Origin of the sequence: Amycolatopsis lexingtonensis, from assembly GCF_014873755.1 — a bacterium.
GTDB classification, from domain to species: Bacteria; Actinomycetota; Actinomycetes; order Mycobacteriales; family Pseudonocardiaceae; genus Amycolatopsis; species Amycolatopsis lexingtonensis.
Map to the genome: position 1 here is coordinate 2,055,333 of NZ_JADBEG010000001.1, position 21,441 is coordinate 2,076,773.

Genomic DNA, 21,441 nt, shown 5'->3' on the forward strand with positions numbered 1-21,441 from the left:
AGTTGTACCACGGTTCCTTACCTATCGTTAAGTCAGTTATGCTGGGCCGGTGCCGAAACCCTCCGACACCAAGCAGCGCATCCTGGACGTCGCCCGCGACCTGTTCACCAGCCAGGGCGTCCAGCGCACCAGCCTCCAGGACATCGCCCGCCGGCTGGGCATCACCAAACCCGCGCTCTACTACCACTTCCCGTCCCGCGACGACCTGGTCCGCAGCATCGTCCAGCCGATGCTCGACGACGGCGAGGCGTTCCTCCTCGCCCAGGAAGCCCGCGGCGACGCGCCGGTGCGGGAGCTGATCGAGGGGTTCTTCGACTTCAACTACCGCCACCGCGCGGACGTGATCATGCTGCTGTCCGAGATGCCGACGCTGGCCGACCTCGGCCTCATCGACAAGGCACTGGGCTGGCGCACCCGGCTCACCACGCTGATCTGCGGCCCGTCGCCCACGCTCGAGCAGCAGGCCCGCGCGATCCTGGCCCTCGGTGGCCTGCAGGACGTCTGCATGCAGTTCCCCGACGCCCCCGTCGACGAGCTGAAAGCCGCCGCGGTCGCCGGTGCCCTCGACGCGCTCGGCGGCTGATGTCGAAAACCCGATAGCGGCTCCGTCCCAGGGTCAGCAGCGGCCACAACGGGCCGCCCCGGAGACGGAGGACACCGTGGAACAGCACGCGATCACCGAGGTTCTGAACCGGCCGTACAGCAAGGAACTGCTGGCCCGCGACATCACCCGCCTGGCCTACGTCGCCCAGGACGGCACCCCGCGCTCGGTCCCGATGGCGTTCACCTGGAACGGCTCGGAGATCGTCATGTGCACCGCGAAGAACATGCCGAAACTGCGCTCCCTGCGGGCGAACCCGGCCGTCGCGCTGACGATCGACACCGAGTCCCACCCGCCGAAGATCCTGCTCATCCGCGGCCGCGTCGAACTCGACGTCGTCGACGGCATCCCGGCGGAGTACCTGCAGATGAACGGCAGCTACGAGATGACGCCCGAGCAGCGCGTCGAGTGGGAGCGCGAGGTGCGCTCGCTCTACGACGGCATGGTCCGGATCGTCGTCACCCCGACCTGGGCGAAGCTGATCGACTTCGAGGAAACCCTGCCCAGCGCGGTCGAGGAGCTGGCCCGGCAGCGGGCCGAACGCGGTTAGCGGACGGCGGCGCGCTCGATGATCGCTCCCGTGTCGACGCCGGCCGGGAGCGTGCCGAACGCGATGCCCCAGTCCCCGCCGAAGCGGGAGGCGCAGAACGCGTCCGCGACCGCCGGGTGACCGTGGCGCACCAGCAGGGAACCCTGTAGGACCAGCGCCATCGACTCGACCACCCGCCGCGCCCGGTACTCGATCGCGTCCAGGTCGGTCAGCTCCTTGCGGAGGCGGTCGACGGCGTCGTCCAGCCGCGCGTCGCCGCCGGCGGCCTGCTCGACCTCGGTGAAGAACGCCGCCACCGATTCGGGCTGCTTGCCCATGGCGCGCAACGCGTCCAGCGCCGCCACGTTGCCCGAACCCTCCCAAATGGACGACAGCGGCGCCTCGCGGTAGAGCCGCGGCATGCCCGACTCTTCGACGTAGCCGTTGCCGCCGAAGCATTCCAGGGCCTCGGCCGCGTGCACCGGCGCGCGCTTGCACACCCAGTACTTCGACACCGCCAGCCCGAGCCGCCGGAACGCCTGCTCCTGCGGGTCATCGGGCTGGTCGCCCGCCGCGGCCAGCCGCATCGCCACGGTCGTCGCGGCTTCCGACTCGACCGCGAGGTCGGCCAGCACGTTGGCCATCAGCGGCTGGTCGACCAAAGCCTTGCCGAAGGCGTGGCGGTGGGTCGCGTGGTGCACCGCGCGGACCGTGCCCAGCCGCATCCCGGACGCGCTGCCCAGCGTGCAGTCCAGCCGGGTGTTGTTGACCATCTCGATGATCGTGCGGACCCCGCGGCCCTCTTCGCCGACCAGCCAGCCCACGGCGTTGTCGTACTCGATCTCCGACGACGCGTTCGACCGGTTGCCCAGCTTGTCCTTCAGCCGCTGCAGCCGGATCGGGTTGCGCGAGCCGTCGGGCAGGACGCGGGGGAGCAGGAAGCACGACAGCCCTCCGGGGGCCTGCGCCAGCGTCAGGAACATGTCCGACATCGGCGCGGAGGTGAACCACTTGTGCCCGACGAGGGTGTAGCTGCCGTCCGCGCTCGGGGTCGCCGTGGTCGTGTTGGCGCGGACGTCGGAGCCGCCCTGCTTCTCGGTCATCGACATGCCCGCGATCAGGCCGCGCTTGGTGCCCGGCTCGCGCAGCCCGAAGTCGTACTCGGTCGCGGCCAGCAGCGGCTCGTACCGCGCGGCGAGCTCCGGATTGGCCCGCAGCGCCGGGATCGCCGCGTAGGTCATCGAGATCGGGCAGCTGTGGCCGAACTCGGCCTGGCCCCACACGTAGAACTTCGCCGCCCTCGCCGCGTGGGCACCTTCGCGGCCGTCGCGCCACGGCGTGCCGTGCAGCCCGTGCGACACCGCGACGTTCATGAGTTCGTGCCAGTACGGGTGGAACTCGACCTCGTCGATCCGGTTGCCGTAGCGGTCGTGGGTGCGCAGCACCGGCTCGTTCTCGTTGACCAGCCGGCCCCACTCCTGGACCCGCTCGCTCCCGGCCAGCCGGCCCAGCTCGTGCACCTCGCCCGCGGCCCACCCCGCACCCGCCCGCTCCAGCCCTTCCAGCAGCGCCGGGTCGTCGCCGACGTCGTGGCCGGTCAGCGGCGGGACCTGGTTGGTGACCTCATGCGTGGCGGGCATCGGAACCTCCTAGAGCGCGGACGACGAATGTGCGGAGCTCGGCGACATCACCGGCGTTACCGCTGGTCAACGGGCCGATCAAGACTTCGGCGGCGGCCCCGACCAGCGCGGCGGCGGTGAGCCGGCCGTCCTGCGGCGGCAGCGCGCCCTGCCGCACCCCGGCGGCGACGTGCTCGGCGACCACCTCGGTGAACGCGCGCCGGAACTCGAGCCGCTCGGCGTCGATCAGCGCGTCGACCGGCTCGGCGAGCAGCGCGTAGGCCTGCCGCGGCGCCTTCAGCGCGCGCTGGGCGAAGGTCTCGAACACCGCCAGGACCCGTTCGGCGGGCGCACCCGGCCGCGCGGACGCGGCCCGCACGGCTTCGACCTCCCGCGTCACGACCTGCCGGAACACGTGCACGACCAGGTCGGCCTTGGTGGGGAAGTGCTTGTAGACACTTCCCACGGCGACCCCGGCGCGCTCGGCGACCGCGGCGACGGAGCACCCGCTGTAGCCGTGCTCGGCGAGCTGCTCGGTCGCCGCGGCGACGATCGTCGCGCGCTGGGCGTCCAGGCGTTCCTGCACCTTCGGGGTGCGGCGGTAGGGCACGTGAAGAAGTGAAGCACTGATTCACTACTTCAGTCAACGCTCCAGCAGCCGCTTCGCGCCCCGCACCTCGGCCTCGACGTCGGCCCGCAGCTTGCGGCGCAGCAGCGGTTCGGCCAGCCAGCGCAGGGGAGCGGCGAACCCGAACGCGATCCGCCGGGTCACCCGCGTCCCGCCGGCCACCGGCACGCACACGAAGGAGGCTTCGAACGTCGACACCCGCCGCGCGAGCCGGTTTTCCGGGCGGTCGGGCAGGCGCACGTCGACGCGCTCACCCCGCGTCAGCGTCATCCGCGACACGATCTTCGGCCCCGGACCGAGCCCGGGCAGTGCCGACCGGAACCGGAACTCGGTCACGTCGCCGTCCCGGCGCACCCAGTCGATCGGGCCGAGCTTGCGGTCGACCTGCGCGTACCGCCGCGGGTCCATCACCAGGGCCAGGAAGGCTTCGGGAGTGCACGACACGGTCTGTTTCACGGTCACTTCCACCATAGAAAGAGAGTAATTTCTCACTATGGCCCGTACAACCCCCGGCGTCACCCGCCGCCGCATCCTCGACGAAGCCGTCCGCCTCTTCGCCACCCGCGGCTACGACGCCACGTCCGTCGCCGACATCCAGACCGCATGCGGCCTCAACCCCGGCAGCGGCGCCCTCTACAAGCACTTCCCGTCCAAAGCGGCCCTCCTCGAAGCCGCCGTCCACGACAACCTCACGCGGCTGAGCACCAGCACCGCCGAAACCACGTCACTCCCCGAAGACCCCCGCGAAGCCCTGCGCGTGCTCGCCGACGCCGTCTGGGCGTTCATGGCCGCCGACCGCGACCTCATCCGCCTGATGATCCGCGAATTCACCGGCTTCCCCGCACTGTTCGAGCGCATGTGGGAAGGCGTCGTCGCCACCGTCTACCACCGGGGCACGGAATGGATCACCACACTGCGGGACCAGGGGAGAGCCGACGTCACCGACCCGCGCGCGACCGCCGCGGTGCTCGTCGCATCGCTGACCTACTACCCGATCCTCGACGTCCTCATCGGACACACCCCGGGCGACCTCGAACCGGACCGCTTCCTGACCGCGTGGCTCGACGCCTCGATCGCGGCACTCCACCTGCGCGACTGAGCTTGCCCCGGAGCGCACTCCAGCTCCTACCGTCGACCCCATGACCACCCCGCAGCACAAGATCGGCTCCGGCTTCGGCGCCACCAGCACCGCCACCGAAGTCCTCGACGGCATCGACCTCACCGGCAAGCTCGCCCTCGTCACCGGCGGCTACTCCGGCATCGGCCTCGAAACCACCCGCGCCCTCACGCACGCCGGCGCCCACGTGATCGTCCCCGCCCGGCGCCGCGCCACCGCCGAAACCGCCCTCCGCGGCATCGCCGAAGTCGACGAACTGGACCTCGGCGCCCTGGACAGCGTCCGCGCGTTCACCGACCGCTTCCTCGCCACCGGCCGACGGCTCGACCTCGTCATCGACAGCGCCGGCGTCATGGCCTGCCCCGAAACCCGCGTCGGCCCCGGCTGGGAGGCCCAGTTCGCCACCAACCACCTCGGTCACTTCGCCCTGGTCAACCGCCTCTGGCCGGCCATCGCCGACGGCGCCCGCGTCGTCTCCGTCTCCTCCCGCGGCCACCACCTCTCACCCATCCGCTGGGCCGACCCCCACTTCGAAACCGGCTACGACAAGTGGCTCGCCTACGGCCAGGCCAAAACCGCCAACATCCTCTTCGCCGTCCACCTCGACCGCTTCGGCCGCGAGGGCGGCGTACGCGCCTTCGCCCTGCACCCCGGCTCCATCCTCACCAACCTCGTCCGCCACATCCCGCCGGCCGAGCGCGTCGCCCAAGGCTGGGTCGACGAAAACGGCGTCCCCAGCGGCTACTTCAAAACCCCCGAAGCCGGCGCCGCCACCCAGGTCTGGGCCGCCACCTCACCCCGCCTCGACGGCATGGGCGGCGTCTACCTCGAAGACTGCGACATCGCCGAACCCGCACCCGACGGCGACGGCGTCACCGACGTCGGGCTCCGCGTCGGTGTCCGCGACTACGCCATCGACCCCGCCGAAGCCGCCCGCCTCTGGGCGCTCTCGGCCGAACTCACCGGCGTCGACGCTACTTCCCGGTGAGCACGCCCACCGCGATCCCCAGGATCGCCGTGTTGTAGACGAACGACATGACGCTGTGCGTCAGCACCGTGTACCGGATCGACCGGGCCTGAACCTCCACATCGGACGTCGCGAACGACGTCCCCACCGTGAACGCGAAGTACGCGAAATCCAGCAGGTTCGGCCGCTCCGTCGCCGGGAACCGCAACCCCGGCCCCGGCGTGCCCCGGTAGTGCAGGTGCGCGTACCGGTCCGCGTACCCGAAGTGCAGCAGGATCCACGCCGCCAGCACCGCCGGCACCGCGCTGATCTGCAGTACCAACGCGTACTCGCCGTCCTCCTCGGCGATCACGTTCGCCGTCAGGATCAGCAGCCCCGCCGACATCCCGACCACACTCACCAGCACCGTCGCCGCGAAACTCGACCGGCGCCCCAGCAGGCTGTGCAACCACGCCGGCGCGCCGTCACCGGCCAGCCGGTACCGCCGGATCCGCAGGAACCTCGTCACGATCACCGCCACCGCCAGCACGTCCCACGCCAGCAGGAACACCACGTCCAGCCCGGTGTCCGGCGCGACCAGCCAGCCCAGCCCGAGCAGCACCAGCAGGAACTCCGCGCACTGGTACCAGATCCTCCGCAGACGACGCACCGCGCGAAGCTAACCGCCCCCGCGCCCGGCGGCACCCCGGATCACCTGGTCAGGTGGCGTGATTGACCAGCGCCACCAGGTACCGGCAGGGGAGCGCACCCGGGTTCGCGAACACGCAGTCCGCCGGCGCGCCCAGCTGCAGGCAGTCCCCGGCACCCAGCTCGTGCACCTGCGCCCCCTCCCGGAACCGCAACTGCCCGGCCAGCACCCAGATCTGCTGGTGCAGGAACGCGTACGTCCCCGCCGCCATCGGCACCTCGGCACCCGGCGGCAGCTCGACCTCCACCAGCTCCAGCGGACGGCCGCCGGCGGGGGAGACCGCCCGGCGGCGGTACCCGGTGTCCGGGTCCACCCACACTGGCTGCTCCGCCGCGCGCACCAGCCGCCGCTCGTCACCCTCGGCGCGCGCGATCAGCTCCGACAGCGTCAGGCCCAGCGCGTCCGACAGCTTCGCCAGCAACGCCGCCGTCGGCTGCACGTCACCCCGCTCGATCTTGCCGATCATCGCGCGCGACACCCCCGACCGTTCGGCGAGCGCCGCGGCCGAAAGACCACGGGAGGTCCGGGTGGCGTGCACAGTCGCCGCCAAGCGGGCAGACAGGGGATCGGTCATAACACTGGATACTATACGACTCATCGTGGCTACCATATGAGCCATGATTCGCGACGCCACTCCGCAAGACGCCCCTGCCTGTGCGGCCATCTACGCGCCCTACGTCACCGACACCGCCATCTCCTTCGAAACCGACCCACCCGACGACACCGAAATGGCCCGCCGCATCACCGCGGCCCACGCCTGGTTCGTCTTCGAAGACGACGGCCACATCGCCGGATACGCCTACGCGACCCCCTTCGCCGCCCGCGCCGCCTACCGGTGGTCCTGCGAGACGAGCATCTACCTCGAACGCGGCCGCCGCCGCACCGGAGCCGGGCGCGCACTGTACGAGACGCTGTTCGCCCGGCTGCGCGAGCGCGGCTTCCACCGCGCCTTCGCCGGCATGACCCTGCCGAACGAAGCGAGCGCCGGACTGCACCGCGCCCTCGGCTTCGAACCCGCGGGCGTCTACCGCCGCGTCGACTGGAAGCACGGCGCCTGGCACGACGTCGCCTGGGTCCAGCGCGACCTCAGCGCAACTGAAGGTTGCACATCACCGCCGGCCGAGCTAACGTGACAAGCAACCAAACGTTGCATAAGGAGCGGACATGGACCACGGAACCCTCGAACGCGAAATCCACATCGACGCCACCCCCGACGTCGTCTTCGACGTCGTCAGCAACCCCGAGCACGTCCGCGAATGGTGGCCCGACGAGGCCGAATACCCCGTCGAACCCGGGGGAGAAGGCCACATCGCCTTCGACGGCCACCCCGTCCGCTTCACCGTCGTCGACGCCATCCCGCCCAAGCTCTTCTCCTTCCGCTGGACCCACGCCGAGGGGGAGACCGCCGCACCGGGCAACTCCTTCCTCGTCGTCTTCGAACTCGAACCCACCGGAACCGGCACCCGCCTGCGCATGACCGAAACCGGCTTCCGCGAACGCGGCTGGGACGAAGCCAAGATCGCCGCCGAATACACCGACCACGAAAGCGGCTGGGACCACTTCCTGCCCCGCATCCCCGCCGTCACCGCCAAGGTGGGAGCCACCTCGTGACCGCCGCCGTGGACGACGACCTCTGGTCGGCCATCGGCGACCCCACCCGCCGCCGCATGCTCGACCTCCTGCTCAGCGAAGGCCGGGGGACCGCCACCAGCCTCAGCGAACACCTCCCGGTGACCCGCCAGGCCGTCGCCAAGCACCTCGCCGTCCTCGACCGCGCCGGCCTCGTGCACGCACAGGCCGAAGGACGCGAAAAGCAGTTCCGCGTCGACGAAACCCAGCTCGGTCGCGCCGTCGCCCAGCTCGCCGACGTCGGCAACGCCTGGGACGCCCGGCTCCGCCACATCAAGCACATCGCCGAAACCATCGAACGGAAGAAGCAGTAGAAATGGACATCCTGCACCGCATCGGCATCCAGAACGCCAGCCCCGAGAAGGTCTACGAAGCACTCACCACGCTCGACGGCCTGTCGGACTGGTGGACCGAAAAGACCGTGGGGGACACCGAACTCGGCGGCGTCATCGCGTTCCGCTTCATCCCGGGCGGCTTCGACATGAAGGTCATCGAGCTCGAGCCGGGCCGGCTCGTCCGCTGGGAAGTCGTCGACGGACCGCCGGAGTGGATCGGCACGACGATCCGCTGGGAGCTCGACCAGCGCAGCGACTACACGATCGTCCTGTTCAAGCACGAGGGCTGGCGTGAAGCGGGCGAGTTCATGCACCACTGCAGCACGAAGTGGGCGATCTACCTGATGAGCCTCAAGCAGCTCGTCGAGACCGGGGAAGGTGCCCCGGCACCGCGGGACGTCATGATCAGCGACTGGCACTGACGTTACCTGACATAATGTACATTATCGGCACTTGAGGGCATGCTGCGGCGGGAACCCGGGAGGGGTGCCGAAGCCGAGTTCCCGGGGTGGAGTGTTCGCTTCGCCAGGACGGCTTCTCCTGAGGTTTCTCGCCCGCCGTTCTTCTGTGACAGGCGTCGAGCGCTCGTGAGGGCACCCGCCGGGGGCTGTAGAGCATCCCCTGGAGCAGGGATAACGATGTCCTGCCACTCGACCCTAAAACGTCACGGTGACGAAACTCGACCGGGGAAACGGCCACGGGAAAAACGGTTGGCGACCTTCAATGCTGCGGATCGCTCAGCCGCTTGTCCCTCGGAGTCCCGGGTGGCCCCGTTGGCAGGTTAGGCACTCGAACATACGTGCGCATCCCCGCTGTGGGCATCGAGGGGGCGATTCGAGCCCGAAATCGACTCCGAGAGAGTCCTGGATCCCCCAGGGGGGTCATTCCAGGCTAAACCGACATTTCATGCATAATGGCAATTATGCATGAAATGTCGGTTCGGGACCCGGGCACCGGAATTGTCGGTGGTGTGCGGTACAAGATCCACATGAGGCTTTCCGAAGCACAGCAAGCCTTCTTCGCCGCCCGCCGGCCGCGCAAGGACTCGCCGCACACCACCGACGCCTACCGGCGGGACCTCGCCGGGATCACCACTCTCCTGGTTTCGGAGCTGGGCCGCCCCGCCGAGGACCTGGAGGTCGCCGAGCTGACGGGACCGGCGCTGCGCGCGGCGTTCGGTGCGTTCGCGGACGGGCACGCGAAGAGTTCGGTGCTGCGGGCGTGGTCGACGTGGAACCAGTTCCTGACGTTCTGCGTCGCCGACGGCTTGCTGCCGGGCAATCCGATGGGTGCGGTGGCGCGGCCGCGGACGCCGGCGTTGACGCCGAAGCCGTTGCGGGGTGAGGAAACCCCGGAGCAGCTGCTGTCGGCGGCGGCCGCGGGTTCGCGGCGGGCGCGGGATCCGTGGCCGGAGCGGGACGTGCTGGTGATCGCGCTGGGCCTGGTGGCGGGGTTGCGGGCGGCGGAGATGCGGGCGTTGTCGTCGCGGTCGCTGGTGGGGCGTGCGGGTGAGTTGCGGTTGCACGTGAAGGGCAAGGGCAGCCGGGACCGGTCGATCCCGGTGCAGCCGGTGCTGGCGGAGCTGATCGAGCGGTACCGGGAGTCGTGCCGGGTGCGGTTCCCGAACGCGCGGTTCTCCCCTGGTTCGCCGTTGCTGCTGGACCGGGCGGGTGAGCCGATCGGGCGGGGTGCGCTGGAGTACCTGGTGAAGTCGTGTTACCGGGGAGCGGGGTTGCACGACCGGGTGCCGGCGGGGGCGAACTTGCACGCGTTGCGGCACACGTTCGCGACGCGGCTGGCGGAGGACGGGGCGACGGCTTCGGAGATCATGGCGTTGCTGGGGCACGCGAGTTTGGCGACGAGCCAGAACTACATCGAGGCGACGGGTCGTGAGCAGCGTGCGGCGGCGGCGAGCAACCGGACGTACCGGGCGCTGGACGGGCTGGGCTGAGGGTCAGCGGAGTTGTTCGAGGTCTTTGGCCGCGCGGGCGATCTCGTCGGCGAGGCCGCGTAGTTCGCGGGGGTCGGCGCCGTCGTCGACGGCGGTGACGATGTCTTCGGCGGCGCAGCGCAGCTGGAAGAGGCGGTCCTGGAGGGCGGCGATCTCGGTGTCGGAGAGCACGACGGCGTCTTCGGGGAGTCCGCTTCGCTGCAGTGCCGTGCGGCGTTCGTAAGCGCGTTGGCGGCAGGATTGGCCGCAGTACCGGCGCCGGCGGCCGACGTTGCCGGCTTCCGGGAGGCGGCGGCCGCACCAGCCGCAGTGCTTGGGGGCGCCGCGACGGGCCGGGACGGGTTCGAGCTGGGTCAGTTCGGCGGCTTCCCTCACCCGGGAGACCCTAGCTGGCCATCGCCGGGTCATGCCGGGGCCATGGCGGAAGTGCACACTTGGGGTATGCAGTCGTCGTTCCCGTACCTGGCCGATCCGCTCCCCCGTGCTTTCGCCCACCGGGGCTGGCACCTCGATGAGCTGGACGGGCTGGAGAATTCGCTGCCGGCGTTCAAGCGGGCGTGCGCGGAGGGGTACCGGTACCTCGAGACGGACGTGCACGCGACGGCGGACGGTGTGGTGGTGGTGCACCACGACCCGAACCTGGATCGGACGACCGATGGTTCCGGGGCGATCGCGACGAAGACGTGGGAGCAGCTGAAGGGCGTCAAGGTCGGCGGGAAGGTGCCGTTGTCGCGGCTGGAGGACGTGCTGGAGGAGCTGCCGGACGCGCGGTTCAACATCGACGTGAAGGCCGATCAGGCGGTGGAGCCGTTCGTGCGGGTGCTGGAGCGGACGGGTGCGCACGACCGGGTGGCGGCGGCGGCGTTTTCGGACGCGCGGCTGGTGCGGTTGCGGAAGCTGGCGGGGCCGAAGCTGGTGACGGCGATGGGGCCGCGGTCGGCGTTCGCGTTGTGGGCGCGGGGGAAGCTGCCGCTGCTCCCCCTCGGGCGGCTGGTGCTGGGGGCGATGGCGCAGGTGCCGGTGCGGCAGGGTGCGTTGCGGGTGGTGGACAAGGCGTTCCTGTCGATCGCGGGGCGGTCCGGGATCGAGGTGCACACGTGGACGATCGACGATCCGGCGGAGATGCGGATGCTGCTGGACCTGGGGGTGCACGGGATCGTGACGGACCGGCCGGACCTGCTGCGCGAGGTGCTGATCGAGCGGGGTACGTGGCAGCAGGCCTGACCGGGCCGGATCAGCGGGGTGGTTTGCCCTGCCAGGCGGCGGTCCAGGTCTTCGGGCCGAGCAGGCCGCTGTCCTTGATGCCGTTGGCGCGCTGGAGGTCGAGGACGGCGGTGCGGGTCTTCTCGTAGTAGCAGCCGGTGCCGGTGAAGCCGTAGCCGTAGGCGTTCATGCGCAGCTGGAAGGCCTTGAGCGGGGCGGCGCAGTCGCCGTATTGGTAGACGACGCCGGGCCAGGCGGGCATCGGGCCGCCGGGGGGTGGCGGGGTGGGTGCGGGGGCCGGTCCCCCGCCGATGTAGGCGGAGTCGGCGTAGGTGGGGATGCGCTTGCTGCGGGCGTCGGCGTCGCCGGCGAGCTTGAGCATGCCGGCGCACTGCCAGGGTTGCCAGCCGCGCATGCGGTAGAGGTAGAGGGCGCGGTAGTCCTGTTCGGCGGGTGCGGCCTGGTCGGGGCGGCCGGTGCCGCCGACGCTGCGCCAGGTGGGCAGGTCGAACTGGTAGGCGCCGTAGTAGCCGTTGCCGGTGTTGGTGGCGTAGCGGCCGCTGGATTCGCACATGCGGAGCTTGGCCCAGGTCGTCGACGCGGGGTCCGCGGTGGCGACGGCGGGGACGGTCAGCTGCAGACCCATGGCGGCGAAGGCGAGGAGAAGGATCCTCGCGGTGGTGCGTCTCCGGATCTGGATCATGGGAGCACAGTAGGAGTGTGTCCCACTGACCACAAGGGACACACTGCGCGCCTCAGTCTCACATGAAACTCTGTTCACACGCGTTCGCGACACGCCGCGAGGGCCGGAACCGTGATTGCCCCGGAAGTGGCGAATGCGCCTGAAGCGACAAACCGGACACGGTTTCGGCGGTGCTGTGAGCGCCGTCGCTACCTCCCAGTAGTCTCCGCGCTGACCTGGAAGTTCTTGAGCTGAAGGAGCCGTGGATGACGCTGGCCGGGACGCGCTCGTCCAAGCGTGAGCGCTGGGGCTGGTATTTCTACGACTGGGCGAATTCGCCGTTCTATTCGTCGTCGACGACGGTGTTCGGCGCGCTGTCGATGAGCGGGATCGCGGCGGCGGACGCGAAGACGAACTTCACCCTTAACGGGGACCGCCCGTGCGTCGACGCGGCGGGCAAGGCGGACACGCTGCACCACTGCGACGTGACGTTGTTCGGGCTGCATTTCCCGGCCGGTTCGGTGTGGGGCTACCTGCTGTCGGTGGCGACGGTGGTGCAGGTGCTGGTGCTGCCGATCGCGGGCGCGGTGGCCGACCGCAGCCACAACAAGCGGCGGATCCTGGGCGGGTTCGCCTTCCTGGGTGCGGCGGCCGCGGCGGCGATGTTCTTCCTCGCGGGGTCGGACTGGCAGCTGGGCATGGTGCTGTTCATCATCGCGAACATCGGTTACGGCGGTTCGCTGGTCGTCTACTACTCGTTCCTGGTCGACATCGGCGGGCCGGACGAGCGGGACGACATCTCGGCGAAGGGCTGGGCGTTCGGGTACCTGGGTGGCGGGCTGGCGCTGGCGCTGCAGCTGGGGTTCTACCTCGGGCACGACACGTTCGGCGTGAGCGAGGGCATGGCGGTGCAGATCTGCTTCCTGACCTCGGGGTTGTGGTGGGCGGCGTTCACCGTCCCGGCGGTGCGGGCGCTCCCCCGGCGGCACGAGCCGGTCGACGTCGTGCCGGGGAAGACGGTGTTGCGGGCGGGCTTCGCGGAGCTGCGGCAGACGCTGGTGTCGGCGAAGGCGTACCCGTTGACGCTGGCCTTCCTGGGCAGCTACCTGGTCTTCACCGACGGCATCAACACGGTGGTGACGGTGTCGGCGCAGTACGGCAAGGACGAGCTGGGCTTCGGCAACAGCGTGCTGATCGTGACGATCCTGGTGATCCAGTTCGTGGCGTACCTGGGCGGGACGCTGCACGGGCTGGTGGCGCGGCGGATCGGGGCGAAGCGGACGATCCTGGGCAGCCTGGTGCTGTGGGTGGTGGTGCTGGCGGGGGCATACTTCGTGCAGCCGAAGCAGATGCTGCAGTTCCTCGCGGTGGCGGTGGGGATCGGGCTGGTGCTCGGGGGAACGAACGCGCTGTCGCGGTCGTTGTTCAGCCAGATGATCCCGGCGGGCAAGGACGCCCAGTACTACTCGCTCTACGTCGTGGGCGAGCGCGGGACGTCGTGGCTGGGGCCGCTGGTGTTCGCCGGCGTCGGGCAGGCGACGGGGTCGTTCCGGCTGGCCATCGTGGCGCTGGTGGTCTTCTTCGCGGTGGGTCTGGTGCTGGTGTGGCTGGTGCCGGTGCGGCGGGCGATCGTGGCGGCGGGCAACACCCCGCCGGAGGTGCTCTAGGCCCCGATAGGGTCGGCTGTCGTGACCTTTGTGAACGACCGGGCCGCCGGCCCCGACCCCACGGACGCCCTGTCGTCGGTCCCCGCGGCCGGTTCGCGCCGCGGTACGCCGCCGGTGGGCAGGCTGAAGTTCTGCTACGGGCCGATGGACTGCGGGAAGTCGACGCTCGCGCTGCAGATCGACCACAATCACGCCCGGCAGGGCCGGCGGGGCCTGATCCTGGTGCGCCACGACCGTTCGGGCGCGCCGCAGATCTCCAGCCGGATCGGCCTGACGCGGCAGGCGGTGGAGGTCGTCGAGGACACCGACGTGCGGGACCTGGTCCGGCAGGAGTGGGCGCGCGGGCAGCACGTGGACTACGTCGTGGTGGACGAGGCGCAGTTCCTCTCCCCCGCCCAGGTCGACCAGCTGGCGGAGCTGGCCGACGAGGTGGAGATCGACGTGTACTGCTTCGGGATCGCGACGGACTTCCGGAGCCGGTTGTTCCCGGGTGCCGCTCGTCTGTTCGAACTGGCGGACGAGTTGCAGCCGGTTCAGGTGGAGGTGCTGTGCTGGTGCGGGCTGCCCGGGCGGTTCAACGCGCGGGTGGTCGACGGCGAGGTCGTGCGCGAAGGCGATACCGTCGTGGTGGCAGATACCGAACAATCCGTAGTTGAAACTTCAGCTTCAGCACGTTTTGAGGCCGAATTCGCTACGGTGCGTTATCAGGTATTGTGTCGCCGCCACTTTCGATCGGGTGACTTGGGGCCGGTTACTGCTCATCACGGTCAGTTACGGTTGACCTGAGCTGTGCCCCAGTAGCCCATCCGGGGGATATCAGCACTAAGAAGGCCGTATTGACGTCACGCCGGAGCGCGAAACGCCTCCTACTAGAGGAAGCTGATGCCGGCGGGTGACGCAGCTCATCGTGAGCAACGACATGGCCGCCCGGGAATCCCCGGGGGCCCCGAGTCGTTGCATAGGGTGAGCATCACCCTGGCTCCACCCCGGAGCTGACTGAAAGGACCCCACTATGGCCGACCGTGTTCTTCGTGGAAGCCGGCTGGGAGCGGTCAGCTACGAGACCGACCGCAACCACGACCTCGCTCCACGCCGCACCGTGCGTTACGCATGCCCGAAGAACCACGAGTTCGAGGTGCCGTTCTCCGACGACGCCGAGATCCCGACGGTCTGGGAGTGCCGCCTGCACGGCAGCGAATCGGAGATCGTCGACGGTGGGCAGCCCGAGCAGAAGAAGGTCAAGCCGCCGCGCACCCACTGGGACATGCTGCTGGAACGGCGCACGATCCCCGAGCTCGAGGACCTGCTCAACGAACGTCTCGCCGAGCTGAAGGGCCGGCGGACCTCCCGGTCCGCGTAGTCCTGATCGGCCCGTAGCCACCGCTCCCACCACAACGGAAAGGCCCCCGCGACCTCCCCCCGCGGGGGCCTTTCGCCTACCCGGCGGCAGGTGACCCGAGTGCGGCCCTGTCGGCCGCGCCGACTCACTTTGCCGGGCCGCGGCCTCCGGAGGTCTTGAATGAGTCATTCAGGACCTCCGGTGACCTGAATGACTCATTCAAGACCTTTGCCGCGCGCTAAAGGGGCCCTGCAGCGCTGCCCACTGCAGGAGCATGATCGTCTTCGCGTCGGCGATCTCCCCCGTGCCGATCATCTTCAGTGCGTCCTCGAACCGCAGCTCCACCACCTCGATGTCCTCCCCCTCCTCGGCGATCCCGCCACCCGCGCCCCGGTCGGCCGGGTCGTACGGCGCCGCGTAGCAGTGCAGGCGCTCGGTGACCGAGCCCGGGCTCGTGTAGACGTCGAACACGTGCTCCAGCGCGCCGATGCGGACGCCCGTCTCCTCCTGCGCCTCGCGCCGGATCGCCGTCTCCGCGTCGTCGGTGTCCAGCAAGCCCGCGGCCGCCTCCAGGAACATGCCGTCCGGATGGTCGTTGACGTAGACCGGGTAGCGGAACTGGCGGGTCAGCAGCACCGTCTCGCGCGCCGGGTCGTAGAGCAGCACCGTGGCGCCGTTGCCGCGGTCGTAGGTCTCCCGCTGCTCGGTCGTCCAGCGGCCGTCGCGGTGCTGGAACTCGAACGTCGTGCGGCGCAGGACGTACCAGGCGTCCGACAGCAGTTCGACGTCGGTGACCCGGACGCGCGGGTTGCGGGACAGGCTTGTCGGAGAGGTCATGCCCTGACCATAATGTGCAGAACTCGGAAGAAACAAGGAGGATCGTGCATGCTGGTCGGGGAACGCCGTGAACTGCTGCTCGCCCGGCTGGCGGCCGAGGGCAAGGTGCTGGCGAAGGACGTCGCGGCCGAGCTCGGCGTCTCCGAAGACAGCATCCGCCGGGATCTGCGCGACCTGGCCGCGGCCGGGCTGTGCCAGCGCGTCTACGGCGGCGCGCTGCCCGTCTCCCCCGCCGTCGCCGACTACGGCAGCCGGGCGGCCATCGCCGTCGACAGGAAAGACAGGGTCGCCGCGGTCGCCGCCGGGCTGGTCCGGCCCGGGGCGACCGTCATCCTCGACGGCGGCACCACGACACTGGCCGTCGCGAACGCGCTGCCCCGTGACCTCGAAGCCACCGTCGTCACCCACAGCCCCACCGTCGCTGTCGCGCTGCTCGACCACCCGGGCGTGGAGGTCTTCCTGCTCGGCGGCCGGCTGTTCCGGCACTCCGCCGTCACCTGCGGCGCCGCCGCGGCCGAGGCCGCCCAGGCGATCAGCGCCGACGTCTTCCTCCTCGGCGTCACCGGCGTGCACCCCGAGGCCGGGCTCACCACCGGGGACGCCGACGAGGCCGCCATGAAACGCACACTGGCCCGGCGCGCCGCCGACACCTACGTCCTGGCCAGCGCCGAAAAGCTCGGCACCGCGTCGCGGTTCACCGTCCTGCCCTTCGCCGACGTCGCCGGCGTGATCACCGACTCCGACGACCAGAACGTGCAGGAACTTGCAGACCTGGGCGTGCCGATCCTGCGGGCGTGACCTCGGTGAACCACTCCCGGCCGGCCACCACCGCGAACAGTGGCGCCGGCAGCCACACGAGCAGTCTCAGCACGGCCGAGAGCCGCCCGGTGCCGCGGACGTCGGACACGTGTGCGGCGAGCGCGGCCTGCTTCCGCCCGGCGTAGCGCCGGACGTCGAAGCGGTGGGTGACGGCCGAGGCGGGGCTGTAGGCGTGCTCGAGGGCCTCGGGGTCGTAGTCGAACGGGATCCGCAGCGCCCGGACCACCCGGACGAACCGCAGCGCGAAGTCGCGCGGCAGCGTGGCCTCGAGCAGCCGCGTCCCGGTCAGCCGGGCGGCCCGGCGCGCGACTTCGTGCACCTTCACGTGGTCGCGGTGGCCGTAGCCCCCGTTGGCGTCGTAGCCGAGCAGCAGGTCGGCCCGCTCCTCGTGCAGCACGGCCGCGAGCCGGTGCGCGGCCTCCTCGGTGTCCGCGCGGGCGAAGCGCTGTCGGCCGGGCGGATCCGCGTACAGGACCGGCCCGTGCCCGCTGTCGGCGTACCCGAGGTGCACGACGCGCCGCACGCCGAGGATGGCCGCCGCGGCCTCCAGCTCGCCCCAGCGGGGCGTCGGGTGCTCGGCGGCCATGCCGTCGGTGGCCACGATGACCACCACCCGGTGCCCGTCGGCCGCGGCGCGCGCCAGGGTGCCGCCGCTGAGCAGCACGGGGTCGTCCGCGTGCGCGTGGAAGGCCACGATGGTCGTCATCCGCCCCATGATGGCCGAGAACGGGCGGCGCCGGGGCCAGTCCGTCCTCAGCCGCGCTTGACCAGCCGCCGCACCTGGTGCCAGCGCCGCTCCGCGCCCCACTTCGCCACCCGCAGGAACGCCTCGCGGATGATCGAGCCGTCCATCTTCGACTCGCCGATCTCGCGCTCGGTGAAAGTGATCGGCACCTCGACGATCTCGAACCCGGCGTCGGCCGTGCGGATCGTCAGGTCGATCTGGAAGCAGTAGCCGTGCGAGTTGACCTCGTCCAAGGCCAGCTTCTCCAGCACCGGGCGCCGGTAGGCGCGGAAGCCGGCCGTGATGTCGCGGGTGCGCATGCCCAGCGCGACCTGCGAGTAGATGTTGGCGCCGCGCGAGAGGACCTGGCGCTTGAGCGGCCAGTTCACGACGCTGCCGCCCGGCACGTACCGGGAGCCGATCGCCAGGTCGGCGTCGCCGACGGCGTCCAGCAGGCGCGGCAGGTCCTCCGGCGCGTGCGAGCCGTCGGCGTCCATCTCGACGATCGTGTTGTACTCGCGCGCCAGGCCCCAGCGGAACCCGGCGATGTAGGCGGCGCCGAGGCCGGCCTTTTCCGTGCGGTGCATGACGTGGACGTGGTCGTTCGCGGCCGCGCGCTCGTCGGCCAGCTCGCCGGTGCCGTCCGGGCTGCCGTCGTCCACCACGAGCACGTGCACGTCCGGGAGTACCTTGTGCAAGCGATCCAGGATCGGGCCGAGGTTTTCCCGTTCGTTGTACGTCGGGATCACCACCAGCACCGGATCGATTTCCCGGGCCCCCCGCGGCGCCTGCGACATCCGTGCTCCTCCGATATCCGCGGCGGTCAGTCCGCCGCTTCCCCTGCTGCCGTGCCGGCGCTCGCGCGCCGGGTGCGAAAACGGAGTACGAGCCCGCCGGCCACCCCGGCGATCGCCAGTGCCAGCAGCCCGTACTCCGTCCACGCACCGAGTCGATCCGACAGCGTAGTCTGCGTCCGGAGCGGGATGCGCCCGACCAGGGAATCCGCGGTGAAAAGGCCCGTTGAGCTGGTCACGGTCCCGTCGGGGGCAACGATCGCGCTCACGCCTGAGACGGCGGACACCACGATGGCCCGGCCGTGTTCGACCGCCCGCAGCCGGGACATCGCCAGCTGCTGCACGCTCATCTCGCTCTCGCCGTACCAGGCGTTGTTGGTCGGCACCACGAGCACTTCGGCCCCGTCGCGGACGGCGTCGCGGGCCGGGTAGTCGAACGCGGCTTCGTAGCAGACGAACACGCCGACCTTGGTGCCGGCGACGGCCAGCGTCTGGTTCGTGCCGTCGCCGGGGAGCATGTCGACGGTCTCGGAGTCGAGGAACGGCGTGACGAGCTCGGCGACCTTGCGCGCCGGGACGTACTCGCCGAAGGGCACCAGCTGCTGCTTCGCGTAGCGCTGCCCGGGCCCGGTGTGCGGGTCCCAGGCGATGACGGAGTTCTGGATGTGGCCGTCGGGCAGCTCGTAGAGCGCGCCGATCAGCGCGGGGACGCCGAAGTTCGCGACGAGCTGGTCGACCTGGGGATCGGGGCCGGTGACGGTGGTGGCGCTCTCCGGCCAGAGCACCAGGTCCGGCTTGGGGACTTTCCCGGTGCGGACGGCGTCCAGCAGCCGCTGGCTCTCGGCGATGGTGTTGCGGCGCAGCAGTTCGCGCTCGCCCTGCAGGGCGAGACCGATGTCGGGAGCGTTGCCCTGGACGGTCGCGATGGTGCGTTCGCCGTCCTGGGCGCCGGTGCCGATCGCGGGCCACAGCGCGAGCCCGGCGACGACCGGGAGCACCGTGCCGAGCGCGGCGAGGACGGCGGGCCGGGTGAGCTTGCGGTGGTCCCACAGGCGGGCGGCGAGGGCGGCCAGCGCGAAGCCGGTGCCGACGACGGCGAGGCCGACCAGCGGGGCGCCGCCGATCGAGGCGAGCGGCAGGAAGGCGCCTTCGGGCTGGCTGAACGCGACCCGGCCCCACGGGAAGCCGCCGAAGGGGAACCAGGCGCGCGGGGTCTCCAGCGCGATGAACACCAGCGCACCCCACAGCGGCGCGAGCGGCAGGCGCGCCACGAGGGTGATGAGGCCGCCAGCGAGGCCGTAGTAGAGCGCCAGCGCGAATGACAAGCCCAGCCAGGGCCACGGGCCGAAGTCCGGGCCGAGGAAGTCCAGCAGCCACGTCAGCAGCGGCAGGAAGAACACGAACCCGAACGCGAAGCCGTAGCCGAAGGCGCCGCGGAAGCTTCGGCCGCGCAGCACGAGGGCGAAGCCGGCGAACGCGAGCGGGGCGAGCCACCACAGCGGGCGCGGGGCGAAGCTCAGGTAGTAGGCGAAGCCGGACACCAGCGCCGCGGCCAGCCGCAAGAGCCACGCGCGGGGAAACCGCCGGGTCCGCGAGGGTTGGTGCGGGGTGCCCGGTTCGGGGTCCGCCACGGTGACTGCCACGGCTGAGAACTCTAGGTGATGGCGTCGTGGAGGACCGCACCCGCGCGGACCGTCCGCAGGCAGGACGGCAGCGCGGCGTCCGGTTCGAGCCGCGGCAGCGGCGGCACGCCGGCGCGCGGGTCGGTGGACCAGCGCTGCACGCGGCTGTCCGGGGTGGCCACGACGAGGTCGGTGGCGTCCCAGATCGCGTAGTGCGCCGGCGCGCCCGGGACGAGGCTGCCGGTGACGCCGTCGTTGACGCCCGCCGCGCGGTGCCCGGCCCGGGTGTGGGCGGTGAACGCCGCCCGCGGCGACAGGCCCGCGCCCGGCGTCCGGTGGTAGGCGCCCGCGCGGACGCTCCCCCACGGGTCGAGCGGCGTCACCGGTGCGTCGGAGCCGAAGGCCAGCAGGACGCCCTCGGCGGCGAGGGCCGAGAAGGGGTTGAGCCCGGCGGCGCGGTCGGCGCCGAGGCGCTCGGCGTACATGCCGTCCGCGCCGCCCCAGAGCGCGTCGAACAGCGGCTGCACGGAGGCGACGGCGCCCCAGCCGGCCAGCAGCTTCGCCTGCTCGGCGGTGACCATTTCGACGTGCTCGAGGCGGTGGTGGCGGGCGGCGAGCGCGCGCTGCCCGACCTCCTTTTCAGCGAGCCGGAAGCCTTCGACGACTTCGGCCACGGCGGCGTCGCCGATGACGTGGAAGCCCGCCTGCAGCCCGGCTTCGGTGCAGGCGGCGAGGTGTTCGCCGATGCGGTGGGCGTCGAGGTACAGCGTGCCCGAGCCGGCGTGGTCGGCGTAGGGGACGCTCAGCGCGGCGGTGTGGGAGCCGAGGGCGCCGTCGACGAACAGGTCGCCGGCGAGGCCGCGGGCGCCCAGCTGCCGGGCGGTGTCCACCGCGCCGAGCTCACCCCAGTAGCCGACGACCTCGGGGGTGCCCGGGCCGGCGAGGGCGAGGAGGGCGGCGAGGTCGTCGCGGCCGGAGATGTCGGGGCCGGCGCACTCGTGGACACTCACGATGCCTTGCTTCGCGGCCTCGGCGAGGAAGGCCCGCTGGGCGCGTTCGCGCTGCTCGGGGCGGATGGCGGCGCGCACGGCCGCGCGGACGGCGTGGTGGGCGGCGCGGGTCAGCGGCCCGTCGGGCGACCAGCCGTCGGCGGTGCGGGCGGCCGGGGCGAGCTCGACGAGCGCGGTGGACACCAGCGCGGAGTGGACGTCGACGCGGCTGAGGTAGACGGGCGCGCCGCCGGCGGCGTCGTCGAGTTCGGCGCGGCTGGGCAGGCGCGGGTCGGTCCAGGCGGACTCGTCCCAGCCGTGGGCGAGCAGGACCTGGCCGGGCGTGACGGCGGCGCGGACCCGGCCCAGCAGGTCGGCGCGGTCGCGGGCGCCGGTGAGGTCGAGGCCGGTCAGGTGCAGGCCGGTGGCGGTGGCGTGGACGTGCGCGTCGACGAACGCGGGGGCGACGAAGGCGCCTTGGAGGTCGACGATCTCGGCGTCCGGGTGAAGGGCTCGGGCGGGGGCGTCCTGGCCGACCCAGACCACGGTGCCGCCGGTGACCGCCATGGCGGTGGCGTCCGGGCCGGCGGGGGTGTAGACGCGCCCGCCGAGCAGGAGCGTCGTGTGTTCGTCCGTCACGCCCTTGAGTCTGCTCCCCCGTCCGAGGGCTTCCGCCACCTGGGGGAAGGCACGCCAGCAGG

The 21,441-nt window shown here is 71.1% G+C and carries 26 protein-coding genes; 14 read left to right on the plus strand and 12 right to left on the minus strand.

The window, feature by feature from the left end:
- The first annotated feature begins 49 nt into the window (after window positions 1–49).
- Window positions 50–583, plus strand: a complete 534-nt coding sequence (locus H4696_RS09580) for a TetR/AcrR family transcriptional regulator (protein WP_086862453.1) — start codon at window positions 50–52, stop codon at window positions 581–583.
- Window positions 584–659: 76 nt separating this feature from the next.
- Window positions 660–1,151: a pyridoxamine 5'-phosphate oxidase family protein gene (locus tag H4696_RS09585; RefSeq protein WP_086862452.1), complete on the plus strand. Its 492-nt coding sequence runs from the start codon at window positions 660–662 to the stop codon at window positions 1,149–1,151.
- On the opposite strand, the gene H4696_RS09590 is transcribed toward H4696_RS09585, so the two are convergent.
- From H4696_RS09590 to H4696_RS09600, 3 genes are read right to left on the minus strand one after another with little or no spacing between them, the layout of a single operon-like run.
- Window positions 1,148–2,770: an acyl-CoA dehydrogenase family protein gene (locus H4696_RS09590; RefSeq protein WP_086862451.1), complete on the minus strand. Its 1,623-nt coding sequence runs from the start codon at window positions 2,768–2,770 to the stop codon at window positions 1,148–1,150. The genes H4696_RS09585 and H4696_RS09590 overlap by 4 nt on opposite strands.
- Entirely contained in the window at window positions 2,754–3,359 is a 606-nt protein-coding gene (locus tag H4696_RS09595; RefSeq protein ID WP_086862450.1) for a TetR/AcrR family transcriptional regulator, read from the minus strand. The genes H4696_RS09590 and H4696_RS09595 overlap by 17 nt, the downstream gene beginning before the upstream one ends.
- Window positions 3,360–3,392: 33 nt before the next feature.
- Complete coding sequence (locus H4696_RS09600; RefSeq protein ID WP_086862449.1) at window positions 3,393–3,848, minus strand: SRPBCC family protein; 456 nt, start codon at window positions 3,846–3,848, stop codon at window positions 3,393–3,395.
- A 22-nt stretch (window positions 3,849–3,870) separates the two neighbouring features.
- Between H4696_RS09600 and H4696_RS09605 the strand changes: the two genes are divergently transcribed.
- On the plus strand, window positions 3,871–4,476 hold the full coding sequence (locus H4696_RS09605; protein WP_086862448.1) for a TetR/AcrR family transcriptional regulator: 606 nt from the start codon (window positions 3,871–3,873) through the stop codon (window positions 4,474–4,476).
- Between the two features lie 40 nt (window positions 4,477–4,516).
- Window positions 4,517–5,482 carry an SDR family NAD(P)-dependent oxidoreductase gene (locus tag H4696_RS09610; protein ID WP_086862447.1) on the plus strand — a complete coding sequence of 322 codons (966 nt, stop codon included), beginning with the start codon at window positions 4,517–4,519 and terminating at the stop codon, window positions 5,480–5,482.
- On the opposite strand, the gene H4696_RS09615 is transcribed toward H4696_RS09610, so the two are convergent.
- Window positions 5,469–6,110 carry a DUF1345 domain-containing protein gene (locus tag H4696_RS09615; RefSeq protein WP_086862446.1) on the minus strand — a complete coding sequence of 214 codons (642 nt, stop codon included), beginning with the start codon at window positions 6,108–6,110 and terminating at the stop codon, window positions 5,469–5,471. The two genes, H4696_RS09610 and H4696_RS09615, sit on opposite strands and share 14 nt — an antisense overlap.
- Before the next feature lie 49 nt (window positions 6,111–6,159).
- Complete coding sequence (locus tag H4696_RS09620; RefSeq protein ID WP_086862445.1) at window positions 6,160–6,723, minus strand: helix-turn-helix domain-containing protein; 564 nt, start codon at window positions 6,721–6,723, stop codon at window positions 6,160–6,162.
- Between the two features lie 43 nt (window positions 6,724–6,766).
- Here H4696_RS09620 and H4696_RS09625 point away from each other — a divergent pair, with 43 nt between their 5' ends.
- The 5 genes from H4696_RS09625 to H4696_RS09645 all read left to right on the plus strand — a co-directional run bounded on the left by H4696_RS09625 (window position 6,767) and on the right by H4696_RS09645 (window position 10,064).
- Window positions 6,767–7,282, plus strand: coding sequence for a GNAT family N-acetyltransferase (locus H4696_RS09625; RefSeq protein ID WP_192782204.1), 516 nt, complete (start codon window positions 6,767–6,769; stop codon window positions 7,280–7,282).
- A gap of 31 nt (window positions 7,283–7,313) precedes the next feature.
- Complete coding sequence (locus H4696_RS09630) at window positions 7,314–7,760, plus strand: SRPBCC domain-containing protein (RefSeq protein WP_192782205.1); 447 nt, start codon at window positions 7,314–7,316, stop codon at window positions 7,758–7,760.
- Window positions 7,757–8,092, plus strand: a complete 336-nt coding sequence (locus H4696_RS09635; RefSeq protein ID WP_192782206.1) for a metalloregulator ArsR/SmtB family transcription factor — start codon at window positions 7,757–7,759, stop codon at window positions 8,090–8,092. Before H4696_RS09630 ends, H4696_RS09635 begins: the two co-directional genes overlap by 4 nt.
- A gap of 2 nt (window positions 8,093–8,094) precedes the next feature.
- Window positions 8,095–8,535 carry an SRPBCC family protein gene (locus H4696_RS09640; protein ID WP_192782207.1) on the plus strand — a complete coding sequence of 147 codons (441 nt, stop codon included), beginning with the start codon at window positions 8,095–8,097 and terminating at the stop codon, window positions 8,533–8,535.
- Between the two features lie 548 nt (window positions 8,536–9,083).
- Window positions 9,084–10,064, plus strand: coding sequence for a tyrosine-type recombinase/integrase (locus H4696_RS09645; RefSeq protein ID WP_192782208.1), 981 nt, complete (start codon window positions 9,084–9,086; stop codon window positions 10,062–10,064).
- Between the two features lie 3 nt (window positions 10,065–10,067).
- On the opposite strand, the gene H4696_RS09650 is transcribed toward H4696_RS09645, so the two are convergent.
- Window positions 10,068–10,439 (minus strand): hypothetical protein, encoded by a 372-nt coding sequence (locus H4696_RS09650; RefSeq protein ID WP_160697702.1) that lies wholly within the window; start codon window positions 10,437–10,439, stop codon window positions 10,068–10,070.
- Window positions 10,440–10,505: 66 nt separating this feature from the next.
- Here H4696_RS09650 and H4696_RS09655 point away from each other — a divergent pair, with 66 nt between their 5' ends.
- Window positions 10,506–11,288, plus strand: coding sequence for a glycerophosphodiester phosphodiesterase family protein (locus H4696_RS09655; RefSeq protein WP_192782209.1), 783 nt, complete (start codon window positions 10,506–10,508; stop codon window positions 11,286–11,288).
- A gap of 10 nt (window positions 11,289–11,298) precedes the next feature.
- On the opposite strand, the gene H4696_RS09660 is transcribed toward H4696_RS09655, so the two are convergent.
- A complete protein-coding gene (locus H4696_RS09660; RefSeq protein WP_192782210.1) occupies window positions 11,299–11,970 on the minus strand; it encodes a transglycosylase family protein in 672 nt (223 codons plus the stop codon).
- A 245-nt stretch (window positions 11,971–12,215) separates the two neighbouring features.
- Here H4696_RS09660 and H4696_RS09665 point away from each other — a divergent pair, with 245 nt between their 5' ends.
- The 3 genes from H4696_RS09665 to H4696_RS09675 all read left to right on the plus strand — a co-directional run bounded on the left by H4696_RS09665 (window position 12,216) and on the right by H4696_RS09675 (window position 14,976).
- Entirely contained in the window at window positions 12,216–13,616 is a 1,401-nt protein-coding gene (locus H4696_RS09665) for an MFS transporter (protein ID WP_086863792.1), read from the plus strand.
- A gap of 21 nt (window positions 13,617–13,637) precedes the next feature.
- Window positions 13,638–14,402 carry a thymidine kinase gene (locus tag H4696_RS09670; RefSeq protein ID WP_163046633.1) on the plus strand — a complete coding sequence of 255 codons (765 nt, stop codon included), beginning with the start codon at window positions 13,638–13,640 and terminating at the stop codon, window positions 14,400–14,402.
- Between the two features lie 226 nt (window positions 14,403–14,628).
- The gene (locus H4696_RS09675) at window positions 14,629–14,976 is read left to right on the plus strand and encodes an RNA polymerase-binding protein RbpA (protein WP_003081521.1); all 348 of its coding nucleotides are present in this window, start codon (window positions 14,629–14,631) and stop codon (window positions 14,974–14,976) included.
- Window positions 14,977–15,174: 198 nt separating this feature from the next.
- On the opposite strand, the gene H4696_RS09680 is transcribed toward H4696_RS09675, so the two are convergent.
- Complete coding sequence (locus H4696_RS09680; protein WP_086863793.1) at window positions 15,175–15,792, minus strand: NUDIX domain-containing protein; 618 nt, start codon at window positions 15,790–15,792, stop codon at window positions 15,175–15,177.
- Between the two features lie 48 nt (window positions 15,793–15,840).
- On the opposite strand from H4696_RS09680, the gene H4696_RS09685 reads away from it, so the two are divergent.
- Window positions 15,841–16,590: a DeoR/GlpR family DNA-binding transcription regulator gene (locus H4696_RS09685; protein ID WP_086863794.1), complete on the plus strand. Its 750-nt coding sequence runs from the start codon at window positions 15,841–15,843 to the stop codon at window positions 16,588–16,590.
- Here the strand turns inward: H4696_RS09685 and H4696_RS09690 are convergent.
- The 4 genes from H4696_RS09690 to H4696_RS09705 are packed head-to-tail and all read right to left on the minus strand — an operon-like array spanning window position 16,523 to window position 21,379.
- Window positions 16,523–17,317 (minus strand): PIG-L deacetylase family protein, encoded by a 795-nt coding sequence (locus H4696_RS09690; protein ID WP_192782211.1) that lies wholly within the window; start codon window positions 17,315–17,317, stop codon window positions 16,523–16,525. The genes H4696_RS09685 and H4696_RS09690 overlap by 68 nt on opposite strands.
- 47 nt (window positions 17,318–17,364) lie before the next feature.
- Window positions 17,365–18,132: a polyprenol monophosphomannose synthase gene (locus H4696_RS09695; protein ID WP_086863249.1), complete on the minus strand. Its 768-nt coding sequence runs from the start codon at window positions 18,130–18,132 to the stop codon at window positions 17,365–17,367.
- Window positions 18,133–18,158: 26 nt separating this feature from the next.
- Window positions 18,159–19,772 carry an apolipoprotein N-acyltransferase gene (lnt, locus tag H4696_RS09700; RefSeq protein ID WP_086863250.1) on the minus strand — a complete coding sequence of 538 codons (1,614 nt, stop codon included), beginning with the start codon at window positions 19,770–19,772 and terminating at the stop codon, window positions 18,159–18,161.
- Between the two features lie 11 nt (window positions 19,773–19,783).
- Window positions 19,784–21,379: an amidohydrolase gene (locus H4696_RS09705; protein ID WP_086863251.1), complete on the minus strand. Its 1,596-nt coding sequence runs from the start codon at window positions 21,377–21,379 to the stop codon at window positions 19,784–19,786.
- Window positions 21,380–21,441: the final 62 nt, after the last annotated feature.

Bases quoted from the DNA above. Each gene is read 5' to 3' on its own strand.
- H4696_RS09590 (WP_086862451.1), bottom strand. From the start codon at position 2,770: ATGCCCGCCACGCATGAGGTCACCAACCAGGTCCCGCCGCTGACCGGC.
- H4696_RS09600 (WP_086862449.1), bottom strand. From the start codon at position 3,848: ATGGTGGAAGTGACCGTGAAACAGACCGTGTCGTGCACTCCCGAAGCC.
- H4696_RS09605 (WP_086862448.1), top strand. From the start codon at position 3,871: ATGGCCCGTACAACCCCCGGCGTCACCCGCCGCCGCATCCTCGACGAA.
- H4696_RS09610 (WP_086862447.1), top strand. From the start codon at position 4,517: ATGACCACCCCGCAGCACAAGATCGGCTCCGGCTTCGGCGCCACCAGC.
- H4696_RS09620 (WP_086862445.1), bottom strand. From the start codon at position 6,723: ATGACCGATCCCCTGTCTGCCCGCTTGGCGGCGACTGTGCACGCCACC.
- H4696_RS09625 (WP_192782204.1), top strand. From the start codon at position 6,767: ATGATTCGCGACGCCACTCCGCAAGACGCCCCTGCCTGTGCGGCCATC.
- H4696_RS09630 (WP_192782205.1), top strand. From the start codon at position 7,314: ATGGACCACGGAACCCTCGAACGCGAAATCCACATCGACGCCACCCCC.
- H4696_RS09640 (WP_192782207.1), top strand. From the start codon at position 8,095: ATGGACATCCTGCACCGCATCGGCATCCAGAACGCCAGCCCCGAGAAG.
- H4696_RS09655 (WP_192782209.1), top strand. From the start codon at position 10,506: ATGCAGTCGTCGTTCCCGTACCTGGCCGATCCGCTCCCCCGTGCTTTC.
- H4696_RS09660 (WP_192782210.1), bottom strand. From the start codon at position 11,970: ATGATCCAGATCCGGAGACGCACCACCGCGAGGATCCTTCTCCTCGCC.
- H4696_RS09665 (WP_086863792.1), top strand. From the start codon at position 12,216: ATGACGCTGGCCGGGACGCGCTCGTCCAAGCGTGAGCGCTGGGGCTGG.
- H4696_RS09675 (WP_003081521.1), top strand. From the start codon at position 14,629: ATGGCCGACCGTGTTCTTCGTGGAAGCCGGCTGGGAGCGGTCAGCTAC.
- H4696_RS09680 (WP_086863793.1), bottom strand. From the start codon at position 15,792: ATGACCTCTCCGACAAGCCTGTCCCGCAACCCGCGCGTCCGGGTCACC.
- H4696_RS09685 (WP_086863794.1), top strand. From the start codon at position 15,841: ATGCTGGTCGGGGAACGCCGTGAACTGCTGCTCGCCCGGCTGGCGGCC.
- H4696_RS09690 (WP_192782211.1), bottom strand. From the start codon at position 17,317: ATGACGACCATCGTGGCCTTCCACGCGCACGCGGACGACCCCGTGCTG.
- H4696_RS09695 (WP_086863249.1), bottom strand. From the start codon at position 18,132: ATGTCGCAGGCGCCGCGGGGGGCCCGGGAAATCGATCCGGTGCTGGTG.